Source organism: Streptomyces sp. DI166, from assembly GCF_900091315.1.
Lineage (GTDB): Bacteria > Actinomycetota > Actinomycetes > Streptomycetales > Streptomycetaceae > Streptomyces > Streptomyces fuscus.
This window is the reverse complement of record NZ_FLSP01000124.1, coordinates 1-20,515: the sequence shown is the minus strand read 5'-3', so window position 1 is coordinate 20,515 and position 20,515 is coordinate 1. Positions and strand designations below refer to the sequence as shown.

The 20,515-nt window shown below is 72.3% G+C and carries 18 protein-coding genes and 1 pseudogene; 11 read left to right on the top strand and 8 right to left on the bottom strand.

Annotated features, from left to right (window positions below):
• Positions 1-471, top strand: a pseudogene (locus tag GA0115233_RS42055) (hypothetical protein); the annotation flags it as partial.
• On the opposite strand, the gene GA0115233_RS35955 reads toward GA0115233_RS42055, so the two are convergent.
• Positions 436-1,584 (bottom strand): NADH-quinone oxidoreductase subunit D, encoded by a 1,149-nt coding sequence (locus tag GA0115233_RS35955; RefSeq protein ID WP_093724539.1) that lies wholly within the window; start codon positions 1,582-1,584, stop codon positions 436-438. The pseudogene GA0115233_RS42055 and the gene GA0115233_RS35955 overlap by 36 nt on opposite strands.
• Positions 1,585-1,615: 31 nt before the next feature.
• On the opposite strand from GA0115233_RS35955, the gene GA0115233_RS35950 reads away from it, so the two are divergent.
• Both GA0115233_RS35950 and GA0115233_RS35945 read left to right on the top strand, forming a co-directional pair.
• On the top strand, positions 1,616-2,146 hold the full coding sequence (locus GA0115233_RS35950) for a PH domain-containing protein (protein WP_093724538.1): 531 nt from the start codon (positions 1,616-1,618) through the stop codon (positions 2,144-2,146).
• On the top strand, positions 2,143-3,477 hold the full coding sequence (locus GA0115233_RS35945; RefSeq protein WP_093724537.1) for a PH domain-containing protein: 1,335 nt from the start codon (positions 2,143-2,145) through the stop codon (positions 3,475-3,477). Before GA0115233_RS35950 ends, GA0115233_RS35945 begins: the two co-directional genes overlap by 4 nt.
• 80 nt (positions 3,478-3,557) lie before the next feature.
• Here the strand turns inward: GA0115233_RS35945 and GA0115233_RS35940 are convergent, their stop codons facing one another.
• Positions 3,558-4,889 carry a hypothetical protein gene (locus tag GA0115233_RS35940; protein ID WP_093724536.1) on the bottom strand — a complete coding sequence of 444 codons (1,332 nt, stop codon included), beginning with the start codon at positions 4,887-4,889 and terminating at the stop codon, positions 3,558-3,560.
• 287 nt (positions 4,890-5,176) lie between these two features.
• Here GA0115233_RS35940 and GA0115233_RS35935 point away from each other — a divergent pair, with 287 nt between their 5' ends.
• From GA0115233_RS35935 to GA0115233_RS35910, 6 genes are all read left to right on the top strand, one after another.
• Positions 5,177-6,988: a phosphatidylglycerol lysyltransferase domain-containing protein gene (locus GA0115233_RS35935; protein WP_093724535.1), complete on the top strand. Its 1,812-nt coding sequence runs from the start codon at positions 5,177-5,179 to the stop codon at positions 6,986-6,988.
• Positions 6,989-7,114: 126 nt separating this feature from the next.
• Positions 7,115-8,056 (top strand): dihydropteroate synthase, encoded by a 942-nt coding sequence (gene folP, locus GA0115233_RS35930; RefSeq protein WP_093724534.1) that lies wholly within the window; start codon positions 7,115-7,117, stop codon positions 8,054-8,056.
• A complete protein-coding gene (locus tag GA0115233_RS35925; RefSeq protein WP_093724533.1) occupies positions 8,053-8,553 on the top strand; it encodes a nuclear transport factor 2 family protein in 501 nt (166 codons plus the stop codon). The genes folP and GA0115233_RS35925 overlap by 4 nt, the downstream gene beginning before the upstream one ends.
• A 283-nt stretch (positions 8,554-8,836) precedes the next feature.
• Positions 8,837-9,196, top strand: a complete 360-nt coding sequence (folB, locus tag GA0115233_RS35920; RefSeq protein WP_255310465.1) for a dihydroneopterin aldolase — start codon at positions 8,837-8,839, stop codon at positions 9,194-9,196.
• Complete coding sequence (folK, locus tag GA0115233_RS35915) at positions 9,193-9,804, top strand: 2-amino-4-hydroxy-6-hydroxymethyldihydropteridine diphosphokinase (protein ID WP_093724531.1); 612 nt, start codon at positions 9,193-9,195, stop codon at positions 9,802-9,804. The genes folB and folK overlap by 4 nt, the downstream gene beginning before the upstream one ends.
• A 61-nt stretch (positions 9,805-9,865) precedes the next feature.
• Positions 9,866-10,354, top strand: coding sequence for a DUF3180 domain-containing protein (locus tag GA0115233_RS35910; protein WP_093724530.1), 489 nt, complete (start codon positions 9,866-9,868; stop codon positions 10,352-10,354).
• A gap of 6 nt (positions 10,355-10,360) precedes the next feature.
• Here GA0115233_RS35910 and folE read toward each other — a convergent pair whose 3' ends face one another.
• The 6 genes from folE to dacB all read right to left on the bottom strand — a co-directional run bounded on the left by folE (position 10,361) and on the right by dacB (position 18,036).
• Positions 10,361-10,966: a GTP cyclohydrolase I FolE gene (gene folE, locus GA0115233_RS35905; protein WP_093724529.1), complete on the bottom strand. Its 606-nt coding sequence runs from the start codon at positions 10,964-10,966 to the stop codon at positions 10,361-10,363.
• 144 nt (positions 10,967-11,110) lie between these two features.
• Complete coding sequence (ftsH, locus tag GA0115233_RS35900; protein WP_093724528.1) at positions 11,111-13,144, bottom strand: ATP-dependent zinc metalloprotease FtsH; 2,034 nt, start codon at positions 13,142-13,144, stop codon at positions 11,111-11,113.
• Between the two features lie 219 nt (positions 13,145-13,363).
• Positions 13,364-13,924 carry a hypoxanthine phosphoribosyltransferase gene (gene hpt, locus GA0115233_RS35895; protein ID WP_093724527.1) on the bottom strand — a complete coding sequence of 187 codons (561 nt, stop codon included), beginning with the start codon at positions 13,922-13,924 and terminating at the stop codon, positions 13,364-13,366.
• Between the two features lie 53 nt (positions 13,925-13,977).
• A complete protein-coding gene (gene tilS, locus GA0115233_RS35890; protein ID WP_093724526.1) occupies positions 13,978-15,009 on the bottom strand; it encodes a tRNA lysidine(34) synthetase TilS in 1,032 nt (343 codons plus the stop codon).
• A gap of 191 nt (positions 15,010-15,200) precedes the next feature.
• Positions 15,201-16,331: a zinc-dependent metalloprotease gene (locus GA0115233_RS35885; protein WP_093724525.1), complete on the bottom strand. Its 1,131-nt coding sequence runs from the start codon at positions 16,329-16,331 to the stop codon at positions 15,201-15,203.
• A 127-nt stretch (positions 16,332-16,458) separates the two neighbouring features.
• Positions 16,459-18,036 (bottom strand): D-alanyl-D-alanine carboxypeptidase/D-alanyl-D-alanine endopeptidase, encoded by a 1,578-nt coding sequence (dacB, locus tag GA0115233_RS35880; RefSeq protein WP_093724524.1) that lies wholly within the window; start codon positions 18,034-18,036, stop codon positions 16,459-16,461.
• Positions 18,037-18,115: 79 nt separating this feature from the next.
• Here dacB and GA0115233_RS35875 point away from each other — a divergent pair, with 79 nt between their 5' ends.
• Together GA0115233_RS35875 and GA0115233_RS35870 are read left to right on the top strand one after the other, a co-directional pair.
• Entirely contained in the window at positions 18,116-18,607 is a 492-nt protein-coding gene (locus GA0115233_RS35875; protein ID WP_031487466.1) for an inorganic diphosphatase, read from the top strand.
• 108 nt (positions 18,608-18,715) lie between these two features.
• Positions 18,716-20,383 carry a threonine/serine exporter family protein gene (locus GA0115233_RS35870; RefSeq protein ID WP_093724523.1) on the top strand — a complete coding sequence of 556 codons (1,668 nt, stop codon included), beginning with the start codon at positions 18,716-18,718 and terminating at the stop codon, positions 20,381-20,383.
• The last annotated feature ends 132 nt before the right edge of the window (positions 20,384-20,515 follow it).

Sequence of the window (20,515 nt, the reverse complement as noted above, 5' to 3'; positions counted from 1 at the left end):
GAGCCGCACGCGGGCGGGCAAGCGCATTCGGGCGCGGGCGCGAAAGCGAACGAGCCGGGCGCGGGAGCGGACCTTGGCGCGGGCGCCGGCGGTGATCCACGCGCGGGCGCGAAGGCAAACGAGCCCGGCGCGCGAGCGGACGTCAGCGCGGGCGCAGGCAGCGGTCCACGCGCGGGCGCAGAGCAAAGCACCCCGGCGCGTGAACTCCCGCGTGCGCGGGTGCTCGCGCAGCGCGACGCCCTGCGCGTCTTGGGCGTCGCAGGCGCGCGCCCCCCGCTCTCGCTCGCGAGTACGCAACCCGCCGCCTACGTGCGCGCCCTCGCGAGCGCCGGTGAAGCCGCCGAGCTGACCGCGCCTGGCGGTCTCGGCGACTTCGGCTGGCTGCTGCAGCGCGTGGGCATGCCGGAGGAAGCCCTCCACGGCCCGCTGCGGGAGCTACTTGTCGATGTCCCCGACCACGAAGAACATTGAGCCCAGGATCGCCACCATGTCCGCCACGAGCGTGCCGGGCAGCAGCTCCACCAGGGCCTGGATGTTGTTGTACGACGCCGAGCGGAGTTTGAGCCGGTACGGGGTCTTCTCGCCCTTGCTGACGAGGTAGTAGCCGTTGATGCCGAGCGGGTTCTCGGTCCAGGCGTAGGTGTGGCCCTCGGGTGCCTTGAGGACCTTGGGGAGCCGCTGGTTGATGGGGCCGGGCTCCAGTCCGGCGAGCCGGTCGAGGCAGGCGTCGGCGAGGTCGAGGGAGTTGTGGGTCTGCTCCAGCAGGCACTCGAACCGGGCGAGGCAGTCGCCCTCCTGCCGGGTCACCACCTTCAGGACGTCCTGGAGCTCCCCGTAGGCGAGGTACGGCTCGTCGCGGCGCAGGTCGAAGTCCACGCCGGAGGCGCGCCCGATCGGCCCGCTGACGCCGTACGCGTGCACGGCCTGCGGCGACAGGACGCCCACGCCGCGCGTGCGGCCGCGGAAGATCTCGTTGCCGAGGACCAGGTCGTCGAAGCGGTCCATCCGGGAGCGCACGTCCGCGACGGCGGCACGCGCGCGTGTCGTCCAGCCGGCGGGCAGGTCCTCCTTCAGGCCGCCCACGCGGTTGAACATGTAGTGCATGCGCCCGCCGGAGACCTCCTCCATCACGTGCTGGAGCTCCTCGCGCTCCGAGAAGGCGTAGAAGATCGGCGTGATCCCGCCCAGCTCCAGCGGATAGGAGCCGAGGAACATCAGGTGGTTGAGGACCCGGTTCAGCTCGGCGAGCAGGGTCCGCGTCCACACCGCCCGCTCGGGCACCTCCATGCCGAGCATGCGTTCCACGGCGAGGACGACGCCCAGCTCGTTGGAGAACGCCGACAGCCAGTCGTGGCGGTTGGCGAGCATGATGATCTGGCGGTAGTCGCGCGCCTCGAAGAGTTTCTCCGCGCCGCGGTGCATGTAGCCGATCACCGGCTCGGCGCTGGTGATGCGCTCGCCGTCCAGGACGAGCCGCAGGCGCAGCACGCCGTGCGTGGACGGGTGCTGCGGACCGATGTTGAGCACCATGTCGGTGCTCTCCGCGGCGCCGCCGATACCGACCATGGTCTCCGTCGTAGGCATGGACACAGTCTCCCCTACGTAGGCTGGCCGTATGGAGACGGGGAGCCAGGAAAACACGGTGCATACCGGGCAATCCGGCGCCGCGCCTGCTGTCGGGCACGAGCCGGACTGGACCGGGCTGCCACCGGGGCTGCTGCGGATGCGGAGACTGCTGCTCGTGGTGTGGCTGGGACTGCTGGCCGTGGGCCTCGGGGTGCTCCTGGGTCTGCTCGCCGGCCCGGCCTGGAGCGCGTTCGCCCTGCTTCCCGTCGCGGTGGGGGTCTGGGGCTGGGTGATGCTCGGCCGCAACTGGCGCTCCTGGCGCTACGCGGAGCGCGCCGACGACCTGCTGATCAGCCGGGGCGTGCTGTGGCGCGAGGAGACGGTGGTGCCGTACGGGCGGATGCAGCTGGTGGAGGTCACCTCGGGGCCCGTCGAGCGGCACTTCGGGCTGGCCAGCGTGCAGCTGCACACGGCCGCCGCGGCGACCGACGCGACCATCCCCGGCCTCGACCCCGCGGAGGCCGAACGGCTGCGTGACCGGCTCACCGAACTCGGTGAGGCCCGATCGGCGGGGCTGTGAGTCTGCAGGGCGTCGACGGCGCCGTACGGGACAGGCCGCCGGTCGTCGAGCGGCGGCTGCACCCCGTCACGCCCCTGCGGCGGGCGTGGGCGCCGGTCGCGGTGGTGATCGGGTGGGCGGTGCACGACCCGGACCAGACGCAGCGGCACCTGACCCGGCTGACCACGACCACCCTGCTGCTGGCGACAGCCGTCGCCGTCCTGGCCGCCGCCCTGTACGGCTTCCTCACCTGGTGGTTCACCCACTTCGCGGTGACGGACACCGAACTGCGCATCCGTACCGGCCTGGTGTTCCGGCGCACCGCGCACATCCGGCTGGAACGCATCCAGGCCATCGACGTCACGCAGCCGCTCCTCGCGCGCGTGGCGGGCGTCGCCAAGCTGAAACTCGATGTCGTCGGCACCGACAAGAAGGACGAGCTCGCCTTCCTGGACGCGGAGGAGGCGCGCGCGCTCCGCGCGGAACTGCTCGCGCGCGCCGCCGGATTCGCGCCCGAGACGGCGCACGAAGTCGGCGAGGCTCCGGCGCGCGAGCTGATGCGCACGCCCCCGCGCGAGCTCGCGCTCTCCCTCGTGCTGACGGGCGCCACCTGGGGCACCCTGATCGCCGCCCTCGTCGTCCCGCCGCTCCTGTGGTTCGCCACCCACAGCCTGTGGACAGTCCTCGCCACCGGCCTGCCCCTGCTCGGCGCGGCGGGCGCGAGCAGTGTGGGCCGTTTCGTCGCCGAGTACGACTGGACGGTCGCCGACTCCCCCGACGGACTGCGCATCGACCGCGGTCTGCTGGACCGTGTCCACGAGACGGTGCCGCCGGGCCGGGTGCAGACCGTACGGATCGTGCGGCCACTGCTGTGGCGGCGGCGCGGCTGGGTGCGGGTGGAGCTGGACGTGGCGGGATCGTCGAACTCCGTGCTGGTTCCGGTCGCCCCGCGTGAGGTCGCCGAGGCCGTCATCGCGCGCGTGCTGCCCGGCGTGAGCGTGCCGCCGGAGCCGGCGCTGTCCCGGCCGCCCCGGCGTGCGCGCTGGTGCGTGCCGGTGTGGTGGCGGGGCTACGGGCTGGTCGTCACGGACGCCGTGTTCGCCGCGCACGTCGGGCTGCTGCGCCGCAGCCTGGCGCTGGTTCCGCACGCGAAGGTGCAGAGCGTACGGCTCGTCCAGGGCCCCTGGCAGCGCGCTCTGGGCCTCGCGGACGTGCACGTGGACACGGGGGCCGGAAAGACCGTCACGGCCCGTCTGCGGGACGCCGGGGAGGCGGTGGTGCTGCTGCGGGCCCAGGCCGAACGCTCGCGCACGGGACGGCGGGACGCGCGGCCGGACCGCTGGATGGCGTAACGGGCCCTCCGGACGGCGGAAAGGCAGATGGGGCCGGCCCCTCGGGCCGACCCCATGTGAACGTTCCTGCTCGCCCGGTGTCAGGACACCGCGCTGCGCAGCCCCTGGACGTCGATCTGCTCGGTCTCGTCGTGCGCGGTCAGGTCGATGACCTGGCCGACGCCGCGGGACTCCTCGTCCGCGGGCTTGAACTCCGCCTCCGCCTCGGCCTTGTGCAGCGCGAGCGCCTCTTGGCCGACGACATCGGCGAGGTCCTCGTTCTGCACGTCCTCCAGGGCGGGCGAGGTGCCCTTGCTCGTACCGAAGAAGTCGAAGCCGCCCTCGACCACCGGCCGCCGTACGGGCGTCGACGGCACCACGGCCACCGCGGTCGGCGCGACGAAGTGCCCGGCGGGCTGCTGGGCGGGCAGAGGGGGCTTGCCCTGGGAGCCGGCGGCCGCGTGCACGTGCTCCTGCGCGTCGGCCGCCCCGGGCTTCCCCTGGGCCTCGTCCTCCTGCGCGGCCGAACCGGCCTGCGCGGCCCGGTCGTTCGAGGAACCGTCGTGCTGCGCGGGCACCTCGGCCCGCGTGCCGTCGGACGGCTGCGCGTCACCGGAGGTCCGCGCGTCGGCGTCGCCCCGCGCGGGGGCCTCCGCCTCACCGCTGTCCTTCGGCGTGCCGTCGCCCTTCGGACCGCCGTCGCCCTCGGGGCCGTCGTCCCCCTCCGGGTTCGGGGACTCCTCGCGGTCGAGCTTGGCCAGCGCCGCACGCGCGCGCAGGAACAGCTTCGAACCCTCGGGTGAGAAGACCGGCGTCGTGGTCTCCGCGACCTCGGCCGCGGCCTCGGCCGAATGCTCGGCGTCGGACTCGGTCGTGCCGTCCGTCTCGATGTCCGGGGCTGCCACGGCCCCGGCCTCGGACTCCGCCGCGTCCGCCGCGTCGCCTGCCGCTCCCGGCGGCAACGCGCGCGCGGGCTCGGCCGCCTCTATCTCCAGCAGCCGGCGCCCCTCCAGGGCGCTCGCCCGCTCGGTCTCGGCGGTGGCGTACCGCCGCAGCAGCGCCGCGTGCTCGTTGCGCAGCCCGGCCAGCTCCGCGCGCTTGGCGCGCAGCCGCTGCTCCAGCTTGCCGCGCAGCTCGCGCGACTCGTCGAGGTCGGCCTCCAGTTCGGCGACCCGCTCCTCGAAGCGCCACTCGTCGCTGGCACGCGCGCGTGTCAGATCGGCGACGCGTTTACCGGCCTGGCTGTCCCAGCGGCGCATCACGACCGCGCCGACGACCGCCGTCGCCGCGGCGGCCGCGGCCAGGCCCCGGAGCACCAGTGGCTCCGAGAACACCCAGGGGCCGAGCGCGCAGACGACGGAGACGCCCGCGATGGCCGACGGAGGCAGCAGCCTGTGCAAGGGCGGGGAATGGCGGTGACGTCCACGTGGCATGGCCAGAAACTTACCGCGCGTAGGCAATTCTGTGAGCCCCGCCCCGTAAAAACACAGCCTTCCCAAGGACTTCACCGAATCACCGGCTCCCAGCCGGGCACTTCGGCGCCCCGGAACCGGTGTTCCGCCCCTCCTGACGCCCTGGTACCGGCTTTGCCGGGACGAGTGAACCTCTCCCCGCGCCTCACCGTCCTAGAGGGCGCAATGTCGCCGGATGCCCGAATCGGGACCGGAACCCAGCTCTCGCAGAACCACGGGATGCGATGCCTGTCAGGACAGATGAGCACATGCCGGGCGGAGCCCCGCGACAACCGGGCCGCAGGGGCCGGTTCCCGCGCGGCCCGCGCCCCGAGGCGGTCCCGCTTCTCGTCGGCCGGGCCTGCACCCTGGTCGGGCTCCTGGACATCGCGGCCGGCGTCTTCCCGCGCTTCCGGCACAGCCGGGTGCACACCCTCGCCGAAGTGCTCCCCGGGGCGCTCGGCCCGTTCGCGGCCGCCCTCTCGCTCAGCGCGGGCATGCTGTTGCTGTTGCTCGCGCACGCGCTCAAGCGCGGCAAGCGCCGGGCCTGGCGGGCCGCCGTGGCCCTGCTCCCCCTCGGCGCGCTGGCCCAGTTCGCCGACCGCCACTCCCTGCTCGGCGCCGTCATCTCACTCGCCCTGCTGGCCGTCCTGCTGCGCCACCGGGACCGGTTCGCGGCCCTGCCCGACCCGCGCAGCCGCTGGAAGGCGCTCGCCAACTTCGTCCTGATGGGTGCCGGTTCCCTCGCCCTCGGCCTGGTCGTCGTCAGCGCCCACCCGAGCACCCTGGTCGGCAACCCGAGCATGGCCGAGCGCATCGCGCACGTCCTGTACGGCCTATTCGGCCTCAACGGCCCGGTCCAGTACCAGGGCAGCACCTCCCGGACCGTCGCCTGCCTGCTGGGCGCCCTCGGCCTGCTCACCGCCGTCACCACGCTCTACCTCGCGCTGCGCCCCGAACACCCCGCCGCGCGCCTGACCGAGGAGGACGAGGCCCGGCTGCGGGCCCTGCTCGAAAAGCACGGCGGCCGCGACTCCCTGGGGCACTTCGCGCTCCGCCGGGACAAGGCCGTGGTGTTCTCGCCCAGCGGCAAGGCCGCCGTGACCTACCGCGTCGTCTCCGGCGTGATGCTCGCCAGCGGCGACCCGATCGGCGACGTGGAGGCCTGGCCCGGCGCCATCGAACGGTTCATGGACGTCGCCAGGGCCCACTCCTGGACCCCCGCCGTCATGGGCTGCTCCGAGACCGGCGGCGAGGTCTGGACCCGTGAGACCGGCCTGGACGCCCTCGAACTGGGCGACGAGGCGGTGGTGGACGTCGCGGATTTCTCCCTCGCCGGCCGCGCGATGCGCAACGTACGCCAGATGGTCAGGCGCATCGAGCGAGCCGGTTACACCACCCGGGTACGACGAGTCCGTGACCTCGGCGAGGCCGAACTGGACCGCGTCCGCCGCGCCGCCGAGGACTGGCGCGGCACCGACACCGAACGCGGCTTCTCCATGGCGCTCGGCCGCGTCGGCGACCCCGCCGACGGCGGCTGCCTCATCGCCACCGCCCACCTGCCCGACGCCGCCCCCGGGCCGTACGGCGACCTCAGGGCCGTCCTGCACTTCGTGCCGTGGGGCCCCGACGGCGTCTCCCTGGACCTGATGCGCCGCGACCGCACCGCCGACCCGGGCCTGAACGAACTCCTCATCGTCGCCGCCCTCCAGGCGGCCCCGAAGTTCGGCATCGCGCGCGTGTCCCTCAACTTCGCCGTGTTCCGCTCGGCGCTGGCGCGCGGCGAGCGGATCGGCGCGGGCCCGGTACTGCGCGCGTGGCGAGGGCTGCTGGTGTTCCTCTCGCGCTGGTTCCAGATCGAGTCGCTGTACAGGTTCAACGCCAAGTTCCGCCCCCGCTGGGAGCCCCGCTTCGTCGTCTACCGCGGCTCCGGCGACCTGCCCCGCATCAGCCTGGCCGCCCTCCAGGCGGAGGGCTTCCTCAGCCTCCCGCGCCCCGTCCCGCGCCCGCTGCGCCGCCGCACCACCCCCGCACGCCCCTGCGCCCACACGGCGACGGACACCACCGCCCGCGCGGCGTGACCCCGGACAGGTCCGGGCGGCGGGCCCCCTCCCCCTGGGGCCCGCCGCCCGGGCCGCACACGCCACCGGCGCCCGCGACCCCACCGCACGACCGGCACGGCCCCTCCGGGGGCCTACGCTGAACGTATGAGCAAGCAGAGCGGACGCGGGCGCGTGACAGGGCTTCCCGAATGGGACCGCTGCGCGGTCATGGGGGTCGTGAACGTGACCCCCGACTCCTTCTCCGACGGCGGCCGCTGGTTCGACACCACCGCCGCCGTCAAGCACGGCCTCGCCCTGGTCGCCGAGGGCGCCGACCTGGTCGACGTCGGCGGCGAGTCCACCCGCCCCGGCGCCACCCGCGTCGACGAGGCCGAGGAACTCAAGCGCGTCATCCCCGTCGTCCGCGGCCTCGCCTCCGAAGGCGTCACGATCTCCGTCGACACCATGCGGGCAACCGTCGCCGAACAGGCCCTCGCGGCCGGTGCCGCCCTGGTCAACGACGTCAGCGGCGGCCTCGCCGACCCCGCGATGGTCCCCGTCGTCGCGGACGCCGGCGCCCCCTTCGTCGTCATGCACTGGCGCGGCTTCCTCGAAGGCGGCAACGTCAAGGGCGACTACGCCGATGTCGTCACCGAGGTCGCCGACGAACTCCACGCGCGCGTGGAGGCCGTTCTCGCGGGCGGCATCGCCGCCGACCGGATCGTCGTCGACCCGGGCCTCGGCTTCTCCAAGGACGCCGAGCACGACCTCACACTGCTCGCCCACCTCGACCGGCTGCTCGCCCTCGGCCATCCCCTGCTGGTCGCCGCTTCCCGCAAGCGCTTCCTCGGCCGCGTCCTGGCGGGCGGCCCCGACCACACGCCCCCGCCCGCGCGCGAACGCGACGCCGCCACGGCCGCCGTCTCCGCGCTCGCCGCGCACGCCGGAGCGTGGGCGGTGCGCGTGCACGAGGTGCGCGCCACGGCGGACGCGGTACGCGTCGCACGCGCCGTCGAGGGGGCGCGTGCCACAGGACACGCGCCCGGCGCGCACAACGCCATACACGCCCCCGACCGGGGTGCGCGCTCCCCCGAAGGAGCCCGGTGAGCGCCCCCCACACCGACGTCGAGCAGGTGGAAGCCGCCAACACCACCTTCTACGAGGCACTGGAGCGCGGCGACTTCGAGGAGCTGTCCTCCCTCTGGCTCACCCCTGCCGACCTGGGCGTCGACGAGACCTACCACGACCCCGCGGAAGCCGGCGTGATCTCCTGCGTGCACCCCGGCTGGCCGGTCCTGACCGGCCGCGGCGAGGTCCTCAGGTCGTACGCGCTGATCATGGCCAACACCGAGTACATCCAGTTCTTCCTCACCGATGTGCATGTCTCCGTCACCGGCGACACCGCCCTCGTCACCTGCACCGAGAACATCCTCAGCGGCGGCCCCTCCCCCGAGGGCAGCGAGGAACTCGGCCCCCTCGTCGGACAGCTCGTGGTCGCCACCAACGTCTTCCGGCGCACCCCCGACGGCTGGAAGCTCTGGTCCCACCACGCCTCACCGGTCCTCGCCGAGGCCGACGAGGACGAGGACGACACACCCGCGTGAGCGGACCGGCACCCCGCACGGCTCACCAGCGGCCCGGCGGGGACCGCCCGCAGGGATGAACAGGTGGTTGGAATCACGCCACCCTGGGTAGGGGCGGCTACCAACCCGTGAGCCGCCGGGTTCCCCACGGGAAACACACCAGGAGATCCCCCCTGGCCCCGGCCCGGGCCGCGCCCCGTGGCACGGCCCTGTCAGTGCCCGCAGGTAGATTCGTTCGAGGCCGGTGTGCCGCCCGCACGCGGTACGGACCGGCCGCCATCCGACGATTGCAGGAGTGATTCGCGTGGATCGTGTCGCGCTGAGCGGCCTCAGGGCCCGCGGGCACCACGGTGTGTTCCCCAAGGAGCGCGAGGAGGGCCAGCCCTTCGTCGTGGACCTCGTCCTTGGCCTGGACACCCGCCCGGCCGCCGCCGACGACGACCTGACGAAGACCGTGCACTACGGCATCGTGGCCGAGGAGGTCGTGGCCGTCGTCGAGGGCGAGCCCGTCAACCTCATCGAAACCCTCGCCGAACGCATCGCCCAGGTCTGTCTGAAGCACGAAGCGGTCCAGGAGGTCGAGGTCCGGGTCCACAAACCCGACGCGCCCATCACGGTCCCCTTCGACGACGTGACCGTCACCATCACCCGGAGCCGCTCATGACCGCGTCCTTCACCGAGGGTCACAGCGACCCGACCGTACAGCCGGTACCCGCCTCCGTCGTCGAGAAGGTCGACGCCGCCGACACCACCCTGCACAACCCGCAGCGCGCCGTGATCTCCCTGGGCTCCAACCTCGGCAACCGCCTGGAGACCCTCCAGGGCGCCGTGGACGCGCTGGAGGACACCCCGGGCCTGCGCATCAAGGCCGTCTCGCCCGTCTACGAGACCGAGCCGTGGGGCGTCGAGCCGGGCAGCCAGCCCTCCTACTTCAACGCCGTCGTCATCCTCAAGACCACCCTGCCCCCGTCCTCCCTGCTGGAACGGGCACACGCGGTCGAGGAGGCCTTCCACCGCGTCCGCGACGAGCGCTGGGGCCCGCGCACCCTGGACGTCGACATCGTCGCCTACGCGGACGTCGTCTCCGACGACCCGACGCTCACCCTGCCCCACCCCCGCGCCCACGAGCGCGCCTTCGTCCTCGCCCCCTGGCACGACGTGGACCCAGGCGCCCGGCTCCCCGGCCGCGGCGCCGTCGCCGACCTGCTGGACGCCGTGCCCCGGGAAGGCGTCGTCCCGCGCGGGGACCTGGAACTCCGGCTGCCCGAGTAGTCGTTAAGGTCAAGACGACCGACCGCGGTCCGAGGGGATCCGGGGGAGCTGAAGGGACACCGTGAGAGAGCTGCGCATCAGGGTGCTGGCCGGCGTGTTCGTCGTCGCCCTCGTCCTGTCCTGGGCGGGCGCCCGCCTCTGGAACTCGATCGGGACCCTGCCCAGCGTCCCCCTGGCCGCCCCCATCGTGCTGGCCCTGATCGCCGCGGTCCTGCTGGCCACGGCCCTGTCGATCCGCTCCCGCCTCAAGGCTCAGCGCGAGCGCCGCCCCGGCGCCAAGGGCGTCGACCCGCTGATGGCCGCCCGCGCGGTCGTCTTCGGCCAGTCCAGCGCCCTGGTCGCCGCCCTCGTCGCCGGCATGTACGGCGGCACCGGCATCTTCCTGCTGGAGTCCCTGGACATCCCCGCCCGCCGGGACCAGGCCATCTACGCCGGCTTCTCGGTCCTCGCCGGTATCGCCGTCATAGCGGCCGCCCTCTTCCTCCAGCGCGTCTGCCGCCTCCCGGAGGACGACAACCACGACGGCACGGGGGCGGCACCGGCCGCATAGGACGGCTCAGCGGGCCATGATCAGGCTCATCGCCTCGGCCCGGGTCGCCGCGTCCCGCAACTGACCGCGCACCGCCGAGGTGAGGGTCTTGGCACCCGGCTTGCGGATGCCGCGCATCGACATGCACATGTGCTCGCACTCCACGACGACGATCACCCCGCGCGGCTCCAGGATCTCCATCAGGGAGTCCGCGATCTGCGTGGTGAGTCGTTCTTGCACCTGCGGACGGCGGGCGTAGACGTCGACGAGCCGGGCCAGCTTGGACAGCCCCGTGATCTTGCCAGTGGTGGCCGGGATGTAGCCGACGTGCGCCACGCCCCGGAAGGGGACCAGGTGGTGTTCGCAGGTCGAGTAGACCTCGATGTCCTTCACGAGCACCATCTCGTCGTGCCCGAGGTCGAACGTGGTCGTCAGCACGTCCTCCGGCTTCTGCCACAGGCCGGCGAATATCTCCTTGTAGGCCCTGGCGACCCGCCCCGGCGTCTCCCTGAGCCCCTCCCGGTCCGGGTCCTCGCCGACCGCGATCAGCAGTTCGCGTACGGCGTTCTCGGCGCGCTTCTCGTCGAACTCGCCGATGCGGCCCTCGCCGTCCAGCGTCACGGGGTCGGTCATGTGTGGTGCCTCGTTCCTGTGCGGGTGGCGCGTGTGGGGCACGCGTCTGAAGTGCGGGCATACGGAAAAATGCCGCGTCCCCCAGGCTAGAACCAGGGGGACGCGGCATCCATTCCGGGCCCGGTGAGGTCACCGGGGCTCGGGTCAGCTCTCCGGGCGCTCCTCGGGAGCGGGCTCGGGGGTCTGCTCCGAGACCGTCGACTTGGCGGTGCTGATCGCCGGGGTCGCGCCGTTGGCGCCGTTCGTCAGGGCCAGCTCCTTGGGGGAGAGCACCGGCGGACGGGTGGACGGCGTACGGCGGGAGGAGCCGGTCCAGGCCGGGCGCGGCGGGCGCTTGACGATGGGGGCGAAGATCTCGGCGATCTCCTCCTTGCCCAGGGTCTCCTTCTCCAGCAGCGCGAGGACGAGGTTGTCGAGGACATCGCGGTTCTCGACGAGGATCTCCCACGCCTCGTTGTGCGCCGTCTCGATGAGCTTCTTGACCTCCTCGTCGACCAGCGCGGCGACCTCTTCGGAGTAGTCGCGCTGGTGAGCCATCTCACGGCCGAGGAAGGGCTCGGTGTTGTCGCCGCCGAACTTGATGGCGCCGAGGCGCTCGGTCATGCCGTACTGCGTGACCATCGCGCGGGCCGTGGCGGTGGCCTTCTCGATGTCGTTCGCGGCGCCCGTGGTCGGGTCGTGGAAGACCAGTTCCTCGGCCGCGCGGCCGCCCAGCATGTAGGCGAGCTGGTCCAGCATCTCGTTGCGCGTGGTCGAGTACTTGTCCTCGTCCGGCAGGACCATCGTGTAGCCGAGGGCGCGGCCGCGGCTGAGGATCGTGATCTTGTGGACCGGGTCGGAGTTCGGGGAGGCCGCCGCGACCAGGGCGTGGCCGCCCTCGTGGTACGCGGTGATCTTCTTTTCCTTGTCCGACATGATCCGGGTCCGCTTCTGCGGGCCCGCCACGACGCGGTCGATGGCCTCGTCGAGCATCTGGTTGTCGATCAGCTTCTTGTCCGAGCGGGCCGTCAGCAGCGCGGCCTCGTTCAGGACGTTGGACAGATCGGCACCGGTGAAGCCCGGGGTGCGGCGGGCGACCGCGGCCAGGTCGACGTCCGGGGCGACCGGCTTGCCCTTCTGGTGGACCTTGAGGATCTCCAGACGGCCCTGCATGTCCGGGCGGTCGACGGCGATCTGGCGGTCGAAGCGGCCGGGGCGCAGAAGGGCCGGGTCGAGGATGTCGGGCCGGTTGGTCGCGGCGATCAGGATCACGCCGCCCTTGACGTCGAAGCCGTCCATCTCGACGAGCAGCTGGTTGAGGGTCTGCTCGCGCTCGTCGTGACCGCCGCCGAGGCCGGCGCCGCGGTGGCGGCCGACCGCGTCGATCTCGTCGACGAAGACGATGGCGGGGGCGTTGGCCTTGGCCTGCTCGAACAGGTCGCGGACCCGGGAGGCACCGACACCGACGAACATCTCGACGAAGTCGGAACCGGAGATCGAGTAGAACGGCACGCCGGCCTCGCCCGCGACGGCGCGCGCGAGGAGGGTCTTGCCGGTTCCGGGCGGACCGTACAGCAGTACGCCCTTGGGGATCTTGGCGCCGACGGCCTGGAACTTGGCGGGCTCCTGGAGGAATTCCTTGATCTCGTGGAGTTCCTCGACCGCCTCGTCCGAACCGGCGACGTCGGCGAAGGTCGTCTTCGGCGTGTCCTTGGTGATGAGCTTGGCCTTGGACTTCCCGAAGTTCATCACTCGGGAGCCGCCGCCCTGCATCTGGTTCATCAGGAACAGGAAGACGACGACGATGAGGACGAAGGGCAGCAGCGAGAGCAGGATGCTCACGAAGGCGTTCTGCTTCGTCGGCGAGACCGTGTAGCCGTCCGGGATCTGCTTGTCCTGGAACTTGGTCTGCAGGGTGTTCGCGAGGTTCACACCCTGGTCACCGATGTAGCTCGCCTGGATCTTCGAGCTGTCCTCGATCTTTACGCCGTCCTTGAGCTGGACCTTGATGGTCTGCTCGTCGCCGGTGGTCAGCTTGGCCGACTGGACCTTGTTGTCATTGATCGCCTGGACGACCTGGCCGGTGTCCACCGTCTTGTAGCCGCCGGACGAGCCGACGACTTGCATCAACACGACCACGGCAAGGACGGCCAGCACGATCCACATGACCGGCCCACGGAAGTATCGCTTCACGTCCATCCATACGGAGCGGTGCCGCCCCGTCCCTCCTGCCATAGTGAGTTTGATAAGACAGTTCTTCTGACGGTACCCCAGCATCGGCCCGAAGCCGCACGGACGGCTGGCAATCCCGTCTCTGCATGCTCCAACGGCGCGAACCGCGCCGGGGTTCCCGATCGTCCTACAAGCGTCGCCCTTGTGGCTCAGTCACCGGTGGGTCACCGGCCGGGCCGCCGGGGGTCAGCCGCCGTAGACGTGGGGCGCGAGCGTACCGACGAACGGGAGGTTGCGGTACTTCTCGGCGTAGTCGAGGCCGTAGCCGACGACGAACTCGTTGGGAATGTCGAAGCCGACCCACTCCACGTCGATGGCGACCTTGGCGGCGTCCGGCTTGCGCAGCAGGGTGCAGACCTTCAGTGACTCGGGCTCGCGCGAGCCGAGGTTCGACAGCAGCCAGGACAGGGTCAGCCCGGAGTCGATGATGTCCTCGACGATCAGGACGTGCTTGCCCTTGATGTCGGTGTCGAGGTCCTTGAGGATCCGCACCACGCCGGAGGACTGGGTGCCCGCGCCGTAGGAGGACACCGCCATCCAGTCCATGGTGACGGGGGTGGACAGGGCCCGGGCCAGGTCGGCCATGACCATGACGGCGCCCTTGAGCACACCGACCAGGAGCAGGTCCTTGCCCGCGTACTCCGCATCGATCTTCGCGGCCAGCTCGGCCAGCTTCGCGTCGATCTGTTCCTTGGTGATGAGCACCTGCTGAAGGTCGGCACCCATGTCTTTCGCGTCCACCCGCATCACTTTCGGTCGTCCCACCGGCCCACCCGACCCCCGGTCACAGGGGTAAGGATTCAGCCTTGCCGGATCACCAGTCTGCCACCCTGCCGCTGGGCCACGACTTTGCCGGGCAGGTTGATGACCCCCTGGCCGCGCCAGCCGGTGATCAGACGGTCGACTTCCTCGATGTGCCGGGCGAACAGCGAGCCGGCGGGCGCACCGGCCTCGATGGCGGCGCGGCGCAGGATTCTGCGGCGTACGGCGGGCGGCAGGGCGTAGAGCTTGGCGCACTCCAGCCTGCCGGTCGCGTCGCGTACGGAGGACTCGGCCTGGGAGGCCCAGGCGTCGAGCGCGTCGGCGTCGTCGCGGGAGAGTTGAGCCGTACGGGCGAGGGCCTCGACGACACCCTTGCCGAGGGCCTTCTCCAGGGCGGGCAGGCCCTCATGGCGCAGGCGGGAGCGGGTGTAGGCGGGGTCGGCGTTGTGCGGGTCGTCCCAGACGGGCAGGGACTGGACCATGCAGGCGCGGCGGGCGGTCTGCCGGTCGATCTCCAGGAAGGGGCGCCGGTAGCGGCCGCCGGCCCCCGAGACCGCGGCCATACCGGACAGGGAGCGGGTGCCGGAGCCGCGGGCGAGGCCGAGCAGGACCGTCTCGGCCTGGTCGTCGCGGGTGTGGCCGAGCAGGACGGCGGTGGCGCCGTGGCGTTGGGCGGCGGCGTCCAGGGCGGCGTAGCGGGCGTCTCGGGCGGCGGCCTCGGGTCCGCCCTCGCGGCCGACGGTCACGGCGGTGGACTCGACGGGGTCCAGGCCGAGTTCGCGCAGGCGCAGGACCACTTCGGCGGCGCGCAGGTCGGAGCCCGGCTGGAGGCCGTGGTCGACGGTGATGCCGCCCGCGCGGATGCCGAGTTTGGGGGCCTCGAAGGCGAGGGCGGAGGCGAGGGCCATGGAGTCGGCGCCGCCGGAGCACGCCACGAGCACGAGCGGCGACGGCGGGCGCTCGCGCTGGAGGTCAGGGGTGGTGGTGCGGCTGTGCTGTTCGTTGAGGATGTCGTGGAGGACGCGGCGGACCGCCAGGCGTATCGCCGCGACCGCAGGATGGGGACCCATGTCCGGTTCCCTTCATGAAGTTTTCGGGGGGTGAGCCCGAGATCGGTCACGCAGAGTGTGTAGATGGTGACAGAAACGGGCGGTTCCCCGAGCATTGCACGCCCACCCATGACTCACGGTCCCTCGGACGGGTGATTGGAGGGGCGCCGGTCTGCCGTAGGCCGGATTCGTCTCACGGAGTGAGCCGGGGTTCACGACTCGGCCTTGCGGTGCACGCGCGCGACCCAGTCCGCGGGTTTGGCGATCTCGGCCTTGGTCGGGAGGGTGTTGGGGGAGGTCCACACGCGGTTGAAGCCGTCCATGCCGACCTGGTCGACGACGGCGCGTACGAACCGTTCGCCGTCGCGGTACTGGCGGAGCTTGGCGTCCAGGCCGAGGAGTTTGCGCAGGGCGAGGTCCAGTCGGGAGGCGCCCTTGGCGCGGCGCTGCTGGAACTTCTCGCGGATCTCGGCGACGGACGGCACCACGGCGGGACCGACGCCGTCCATCACGAAGTCGGCGTGGCCCTCCAGCAGTGACATCACGGCGGTGAGGCGGCCGAGGACCTCGCGCTGGGCGGGGGTCTGGACGATCTCCACGAAGGAGCGCCCGCCGTCGTCCTCCTCGCCCTCGGGGCGGCCCCCGGCGAGGGACTGGGCGGCTTCGCGGATACGTTCCAGCACGGTCATGGGGTCGACGTCGGTCTCCGCCAAGAACGACTGGATTTCGCCCTCCAGGTGGTCCCGGAGCCAGGGCACGGCGGTGAACTGGGTGCGGTGGGTCTCCTCGTGCAGACAGACCCACAGGCGGAAGTCGTGGGGCTGGACGTCGAGTTCGCGCTCCACGTGGACGATGTTCGGCGCGACCAGGAGCAGTCGGCCGCCGCCGGTCGCCGCGGGCAGTTCGCGGCTGGCGGGCGCGAAGGTCTCGTACTGGCCGAGGACCCGGGAGGACAGGAACGACAGCAGCATGCCGAGTTCGACGCCGGTGACCTTGCCGCCGACGGCGCCGAGGACCGCGCCGCCCGGGGTGGCGCCGCGGCGTTCCTGCATCTTGTCGAGGAGCGGCTTGAGCAGTTCGCGGAAGCCCGCGACGTTGGCCTTCACCCAGCCGGGGCGGTCGACGACGAGGACGGGGGTGTCGTGGGTCTCCTCGGTACCCAGACGAGTGAAGCCCCGGACGTGTTCCTCCGAGGCCTTGGCGTGGCGGCGCAGTTCGGCGACGACGGCCCGTGCCTCGTCGCGGCTGACCTCGGGTCCCGGCCGCACGAGCCGGGTCGCGGTCGCCACCGCGAGGTTCCAGTCGACCATCCCAGGACTTGCGGCACCACCGATGCTCGTCATGCGTCAACCGTACGTGAGCGGTGCCGCGTAAGGCAGGCCGCGAGTGTCCGCCGACGGGGCCGGGCGGGAACGCGGGCCGCACCCGGGACCGAGTCGGGTACGGCCGGGAGGCCCGGTCGGGATGCCGTCAGGTGCAGCCGCACGCCGCCAGGGCAGTCGCGGCCTCGTCCAGCGCCGAGCGGGCCTCGGGCGTGTTGGGGGTGCCCGTCGCCAGGAAGGCGAACGCCAGGAGGTGGCCGTCCTCGTCCACGACCGTGCCCGCCAGGGCGTTGACGCCGGTCAGGGTGCCGGTCTTGGCCCGGACGAGTCCCGCCGCGCCGGACTCGTAACGGGTGGTGAGGGTGCCCGTGAAGCCCGCCACGGGGAGGCCGGTGAGGATGGGGCGGAGTTCGGGGTGGGCCGGGTCGGCGGACTTGGTCAGGAGGCTCGTCAGGAGGTCGGCGGTGAGGAGGTTGTCGCGGTCCAGACCGCTGCCGTCCTGGAATTCCGTGCCCTTCATGGGCAGGCCGAGCTTGCCGAGTTCGGCCTTGATCGCCTTGCCCGCGCCCTCCAGGTCGGGGCGTTCGCCCGTCGCGAGGGCCGTGTGGCGGGCCAGGGCCTCCGCGATGTCGTTGTCGCTGTTGGTCAGCATGCGTTCGACCAGCACGGAGAGCGGCGGGGAGGTGACCTCGGCGAGGGTCCTGGCGCGGTTCGTCGCCTTGGACGGGCCGGGGGGCGTGGTCTTGATGCCGTGGTCCTTCAACAGGTCGGCGAAGGTGCGGGCGGCCTCCACGGCCGGTTCGGGCACGCGCGGGGCGTGGCCGCTGGTGGAGTCGTCGGCGCGGGCCTCGTCGGCCATGAGGGCGGTGATCCGGGCGATGTTGTCGTCGACCCCGATCGGGTGGAGCTCGTCGCCCGCGTAGAGGGTGGTGTCGTACGAGAGGGTCACCTCGCGCACGCCGTCCTTCTTCAGTGCGGCCGCGGTGTCCTCGGCGAGGGCGCGCAGGCTGGCGAAGCCCTTGGCGTCCTCGCGCGCGGTGAGGGTGGGGTCGCCGCCGCCGACGAGGACGAGTTCCCCGGTGTCCGGTTCCAGCGCGGCGCGGGTGGTGAGGCGGTGGTCGGGGCCGAGGGCGGACAGGACCGCCGCGGCGGTGGCGATCTTGGTGGTGGACGCGGGAGTGAGCGCGGTCCCGGCGCCGTCGCCGTACAGGCGCTTGCCGGTGGTGATGTCCACGACGGCGGCGGACTGCCGGTCGCCGAGCGCGGGGGCGTCCAGGAGCGGGTCGAGGAGCTTGGCCAGCGCCTTGGTGCGCGGCGCCGGCTTCGCCCCGCCGGTGGCGCCGCCGAGGCCGGTGAGGACGGTCGCGGCGCTGGGCGCGGGGCGGGGCGCCCGGTCGGTCGTAGCGGAATTACGTCCGTGATCTGCGCCACCCGTGGGCCGCTCGGCGGCTGCCCGGTCCCGCTCGGCCGTACGCTGACCCGAGGAGTCCCAGGGACCGGCGGCGGTCACCACCCCGACGGCCAGAGCCAGGCCCGCGGTGGCGGCACCGGCGGTGTACTGCCAGGTCTTCGGCCTTGTGACCTGCGACGACACGGTCCGGCCCAGCCTCACCAGGCGGGGCCGTACAGCCGTGGCCGTCCTGGCGAGACGCGGTCGTACGGCGTCCGCGATCCGCGCCAGTCGCGGTCCCGCGGCCCGCCATGGCCTCAGCTCTGGCACGACCACCAGCCCCTTTCGCGATCACACACCTGCGTGAGGGACACTTAATCACCAGAACTATGTGCTGATCATGGAGGAGCCACCGGTGGAGTTCGACGTCACGATCGAGATCCCGAAGGGTTCGCGGAACAAGTACGAGGTGGACCACGAGACCGGTCGGATCCGCCTGGACCGTCGACTCTTCACCTCGACCGCCTACCCGACCGACTACGGCTTCGTCGAGAACACCCTCGGCGAGGACGGCGACCCGCTGGACGCGCTGGTCATCCTGGACGAGCCGACCTTCCCGGGCTGCCTCATCAAGTGCCGCGCGATCGGCATGTTCCGGATGACCGACGAGGCGGGCGGCGACGACAAGCTGCTGTGCGTCCCGGCGACCGACCCGCGCGTGGAGCACCTGCGCGACATCCACCACGTGTCGGAGTTCGACCGCCTGGAGATCCAGCACTTCTTCGAGGTCTACAAGGACCTGGAGCCGGGCAAGTCCGTCGAGGGCGCCGACTGGGTGGGCCGCACCGAGGCCGAGGCCGAGATCGAGCGTTCCTACAAGCGCTTCAAGGACCAGGGCGGTCACTGACCCCCACGTCCACCGGAACGGGCCGTACGCGCACGCGTGCGGCCCGTTCCGCTGTGTGTGCGCATACTGGGCTTGGCCTTGAGGCGTCGTACAGGGAGCGCTGCGCAAGTGACGGATGCGGAGGACCGCAAGCCGCCGTCGGACGAGGCGAGCGGCACGTTCGACCCCGAGATCACATCCGAGTTCGCCATTCCCGACGGGCTCGCCGTGCCGAAGGCGGGCGGTGAGTCGGAGACGACGTCCGAGTTCGCCGTCCCGGCGGGGCTGGGCGCGCCGCCGGGGGCGGTGGCGGAGCCGGAGGGGTCGGCGTTCAGCACCCCGAGCACCTACCACGTGCAGGACGCGCCGCCCGCGTTCACCCCGGCGACCGGGGTGCCGGCGGTCAGCCTGACCAAGAACGTGCCGTGGCAGGACCGGATGCGCACCATGCTGCGGATGCCGGTGGCCGAGCGGCCCGCGCCGGAGCGGGTGCCGAAGTCGGAGGACGAGGGCCCGGCCGTTCCGCGCGTGCTGGACCTGACCCTGCGTATCGGCGAACTGCTGCTGGCGGGCGGGGAGGGCGCGGAGGACGTCGAGGCGGCGATGTTCGCGGTCTGCCGCTCCTACGGCCTGGACCGCTGCGAGCCGAGCGTCACCTTCACCCTGCTGTCGATCTCCTACCAGCCGTCGCTGGTGGACCATCCGGTGTCGGCGGCGCGTACGGTACGGCGGCGCGGGACCGACTACACGCGGCTCGCGGCGGTGTTCCGGCTGGTGAACGACCTCAGCGACCCGGAGACGCATATCTCCCTGGAGGAGGCCTACCGGCGGCTGGCGGAGATCCGCCGCAACCGGCACCCGTATCCGACCTGGGTGCTGACCTCGGCGAGCGGGCTGCTGGCCGGTGCCGCCTCGGTGCTGGTCGGCGGTGGCGTGATCGTGTTCGTCGCGGCGGCGGTGGGCGCGATGCTCGGGGACCGGCTGGCGTGGCTGTGCGCGGGGCGGGGGCTGCCGGAGTTCTACCAGTTCACGGTGGCCGCGATGCCGCCCGCCGCGATAGGCGTCGCGCTGAACCTGGCGCACGTGGACGCGAAGGCGTCCGCGGTGATCACCGGTGGGCTGTTCGCGCTGCTGCCGGGGCGGGCGCTGGTGGCGGGCGTGCAGGACGGGCTGACCGGCTTCTACATCACCGCTGCGGCGCGGCTGCTGGAGGTCATGTACTTCTTCGTGGGGATCGTCGTCGGGGTGCTGATCATCCTGTACTTCGGCGTGAACCTGGGGGCCGAGCTGAACCCGGACACGGCGCTGAGCGTCTCCGAGCGGCCGTACTGGCAGATCGGCGCGTCCATGCTGCTGTCGCTGACCTTCGCGGTGCTGTTGCAGCAGGAACGGTCCACCGTGCTGGCGGTGACGCTCAACGGCGGGGTCGCCTGGTCGGTGTACGGCGCGATGCACTACGCCGGTGGCCTGTCGCCGGTCGCGTCCACGGCCGCGGCAGCGGGGCTGGTGGGGCTGTTCGGGCAACTACTGTCGCGGTACCGGTTCGCCTCCGCGCTGCCGTACACGACCGCGGCGATCGGGCCGCTGCTGCCGGGTTCCGCCACGTACTTCGGGCTGCTGCACATCGCGCAGAACGAGTTGGACCGGGGGCTGGCGTCGCTGGCGACGGCGGCGTCGTTGGCCATGGCCATCGCCATCGGGGTGAACCTGGGGTCGGAGATCTCGCGGCTGTTCCTGCGGCTGCCCGGCGGGGCGGCGGCGGGGCGGCGGGCCGCCAAGCGGACGCGGGGGTTCTAGAGCGGATCCGCGTCCGCTTGGCGCCACAGGAGGCGGGGGTTCGACTTCGCGGGCGGCTGACTGTCCGTTGTGGTTGCTCGCGCCCGCGCGGCGGAGCCGCACATCGATACAGCCCCGCGCCCCTGGGCGGCG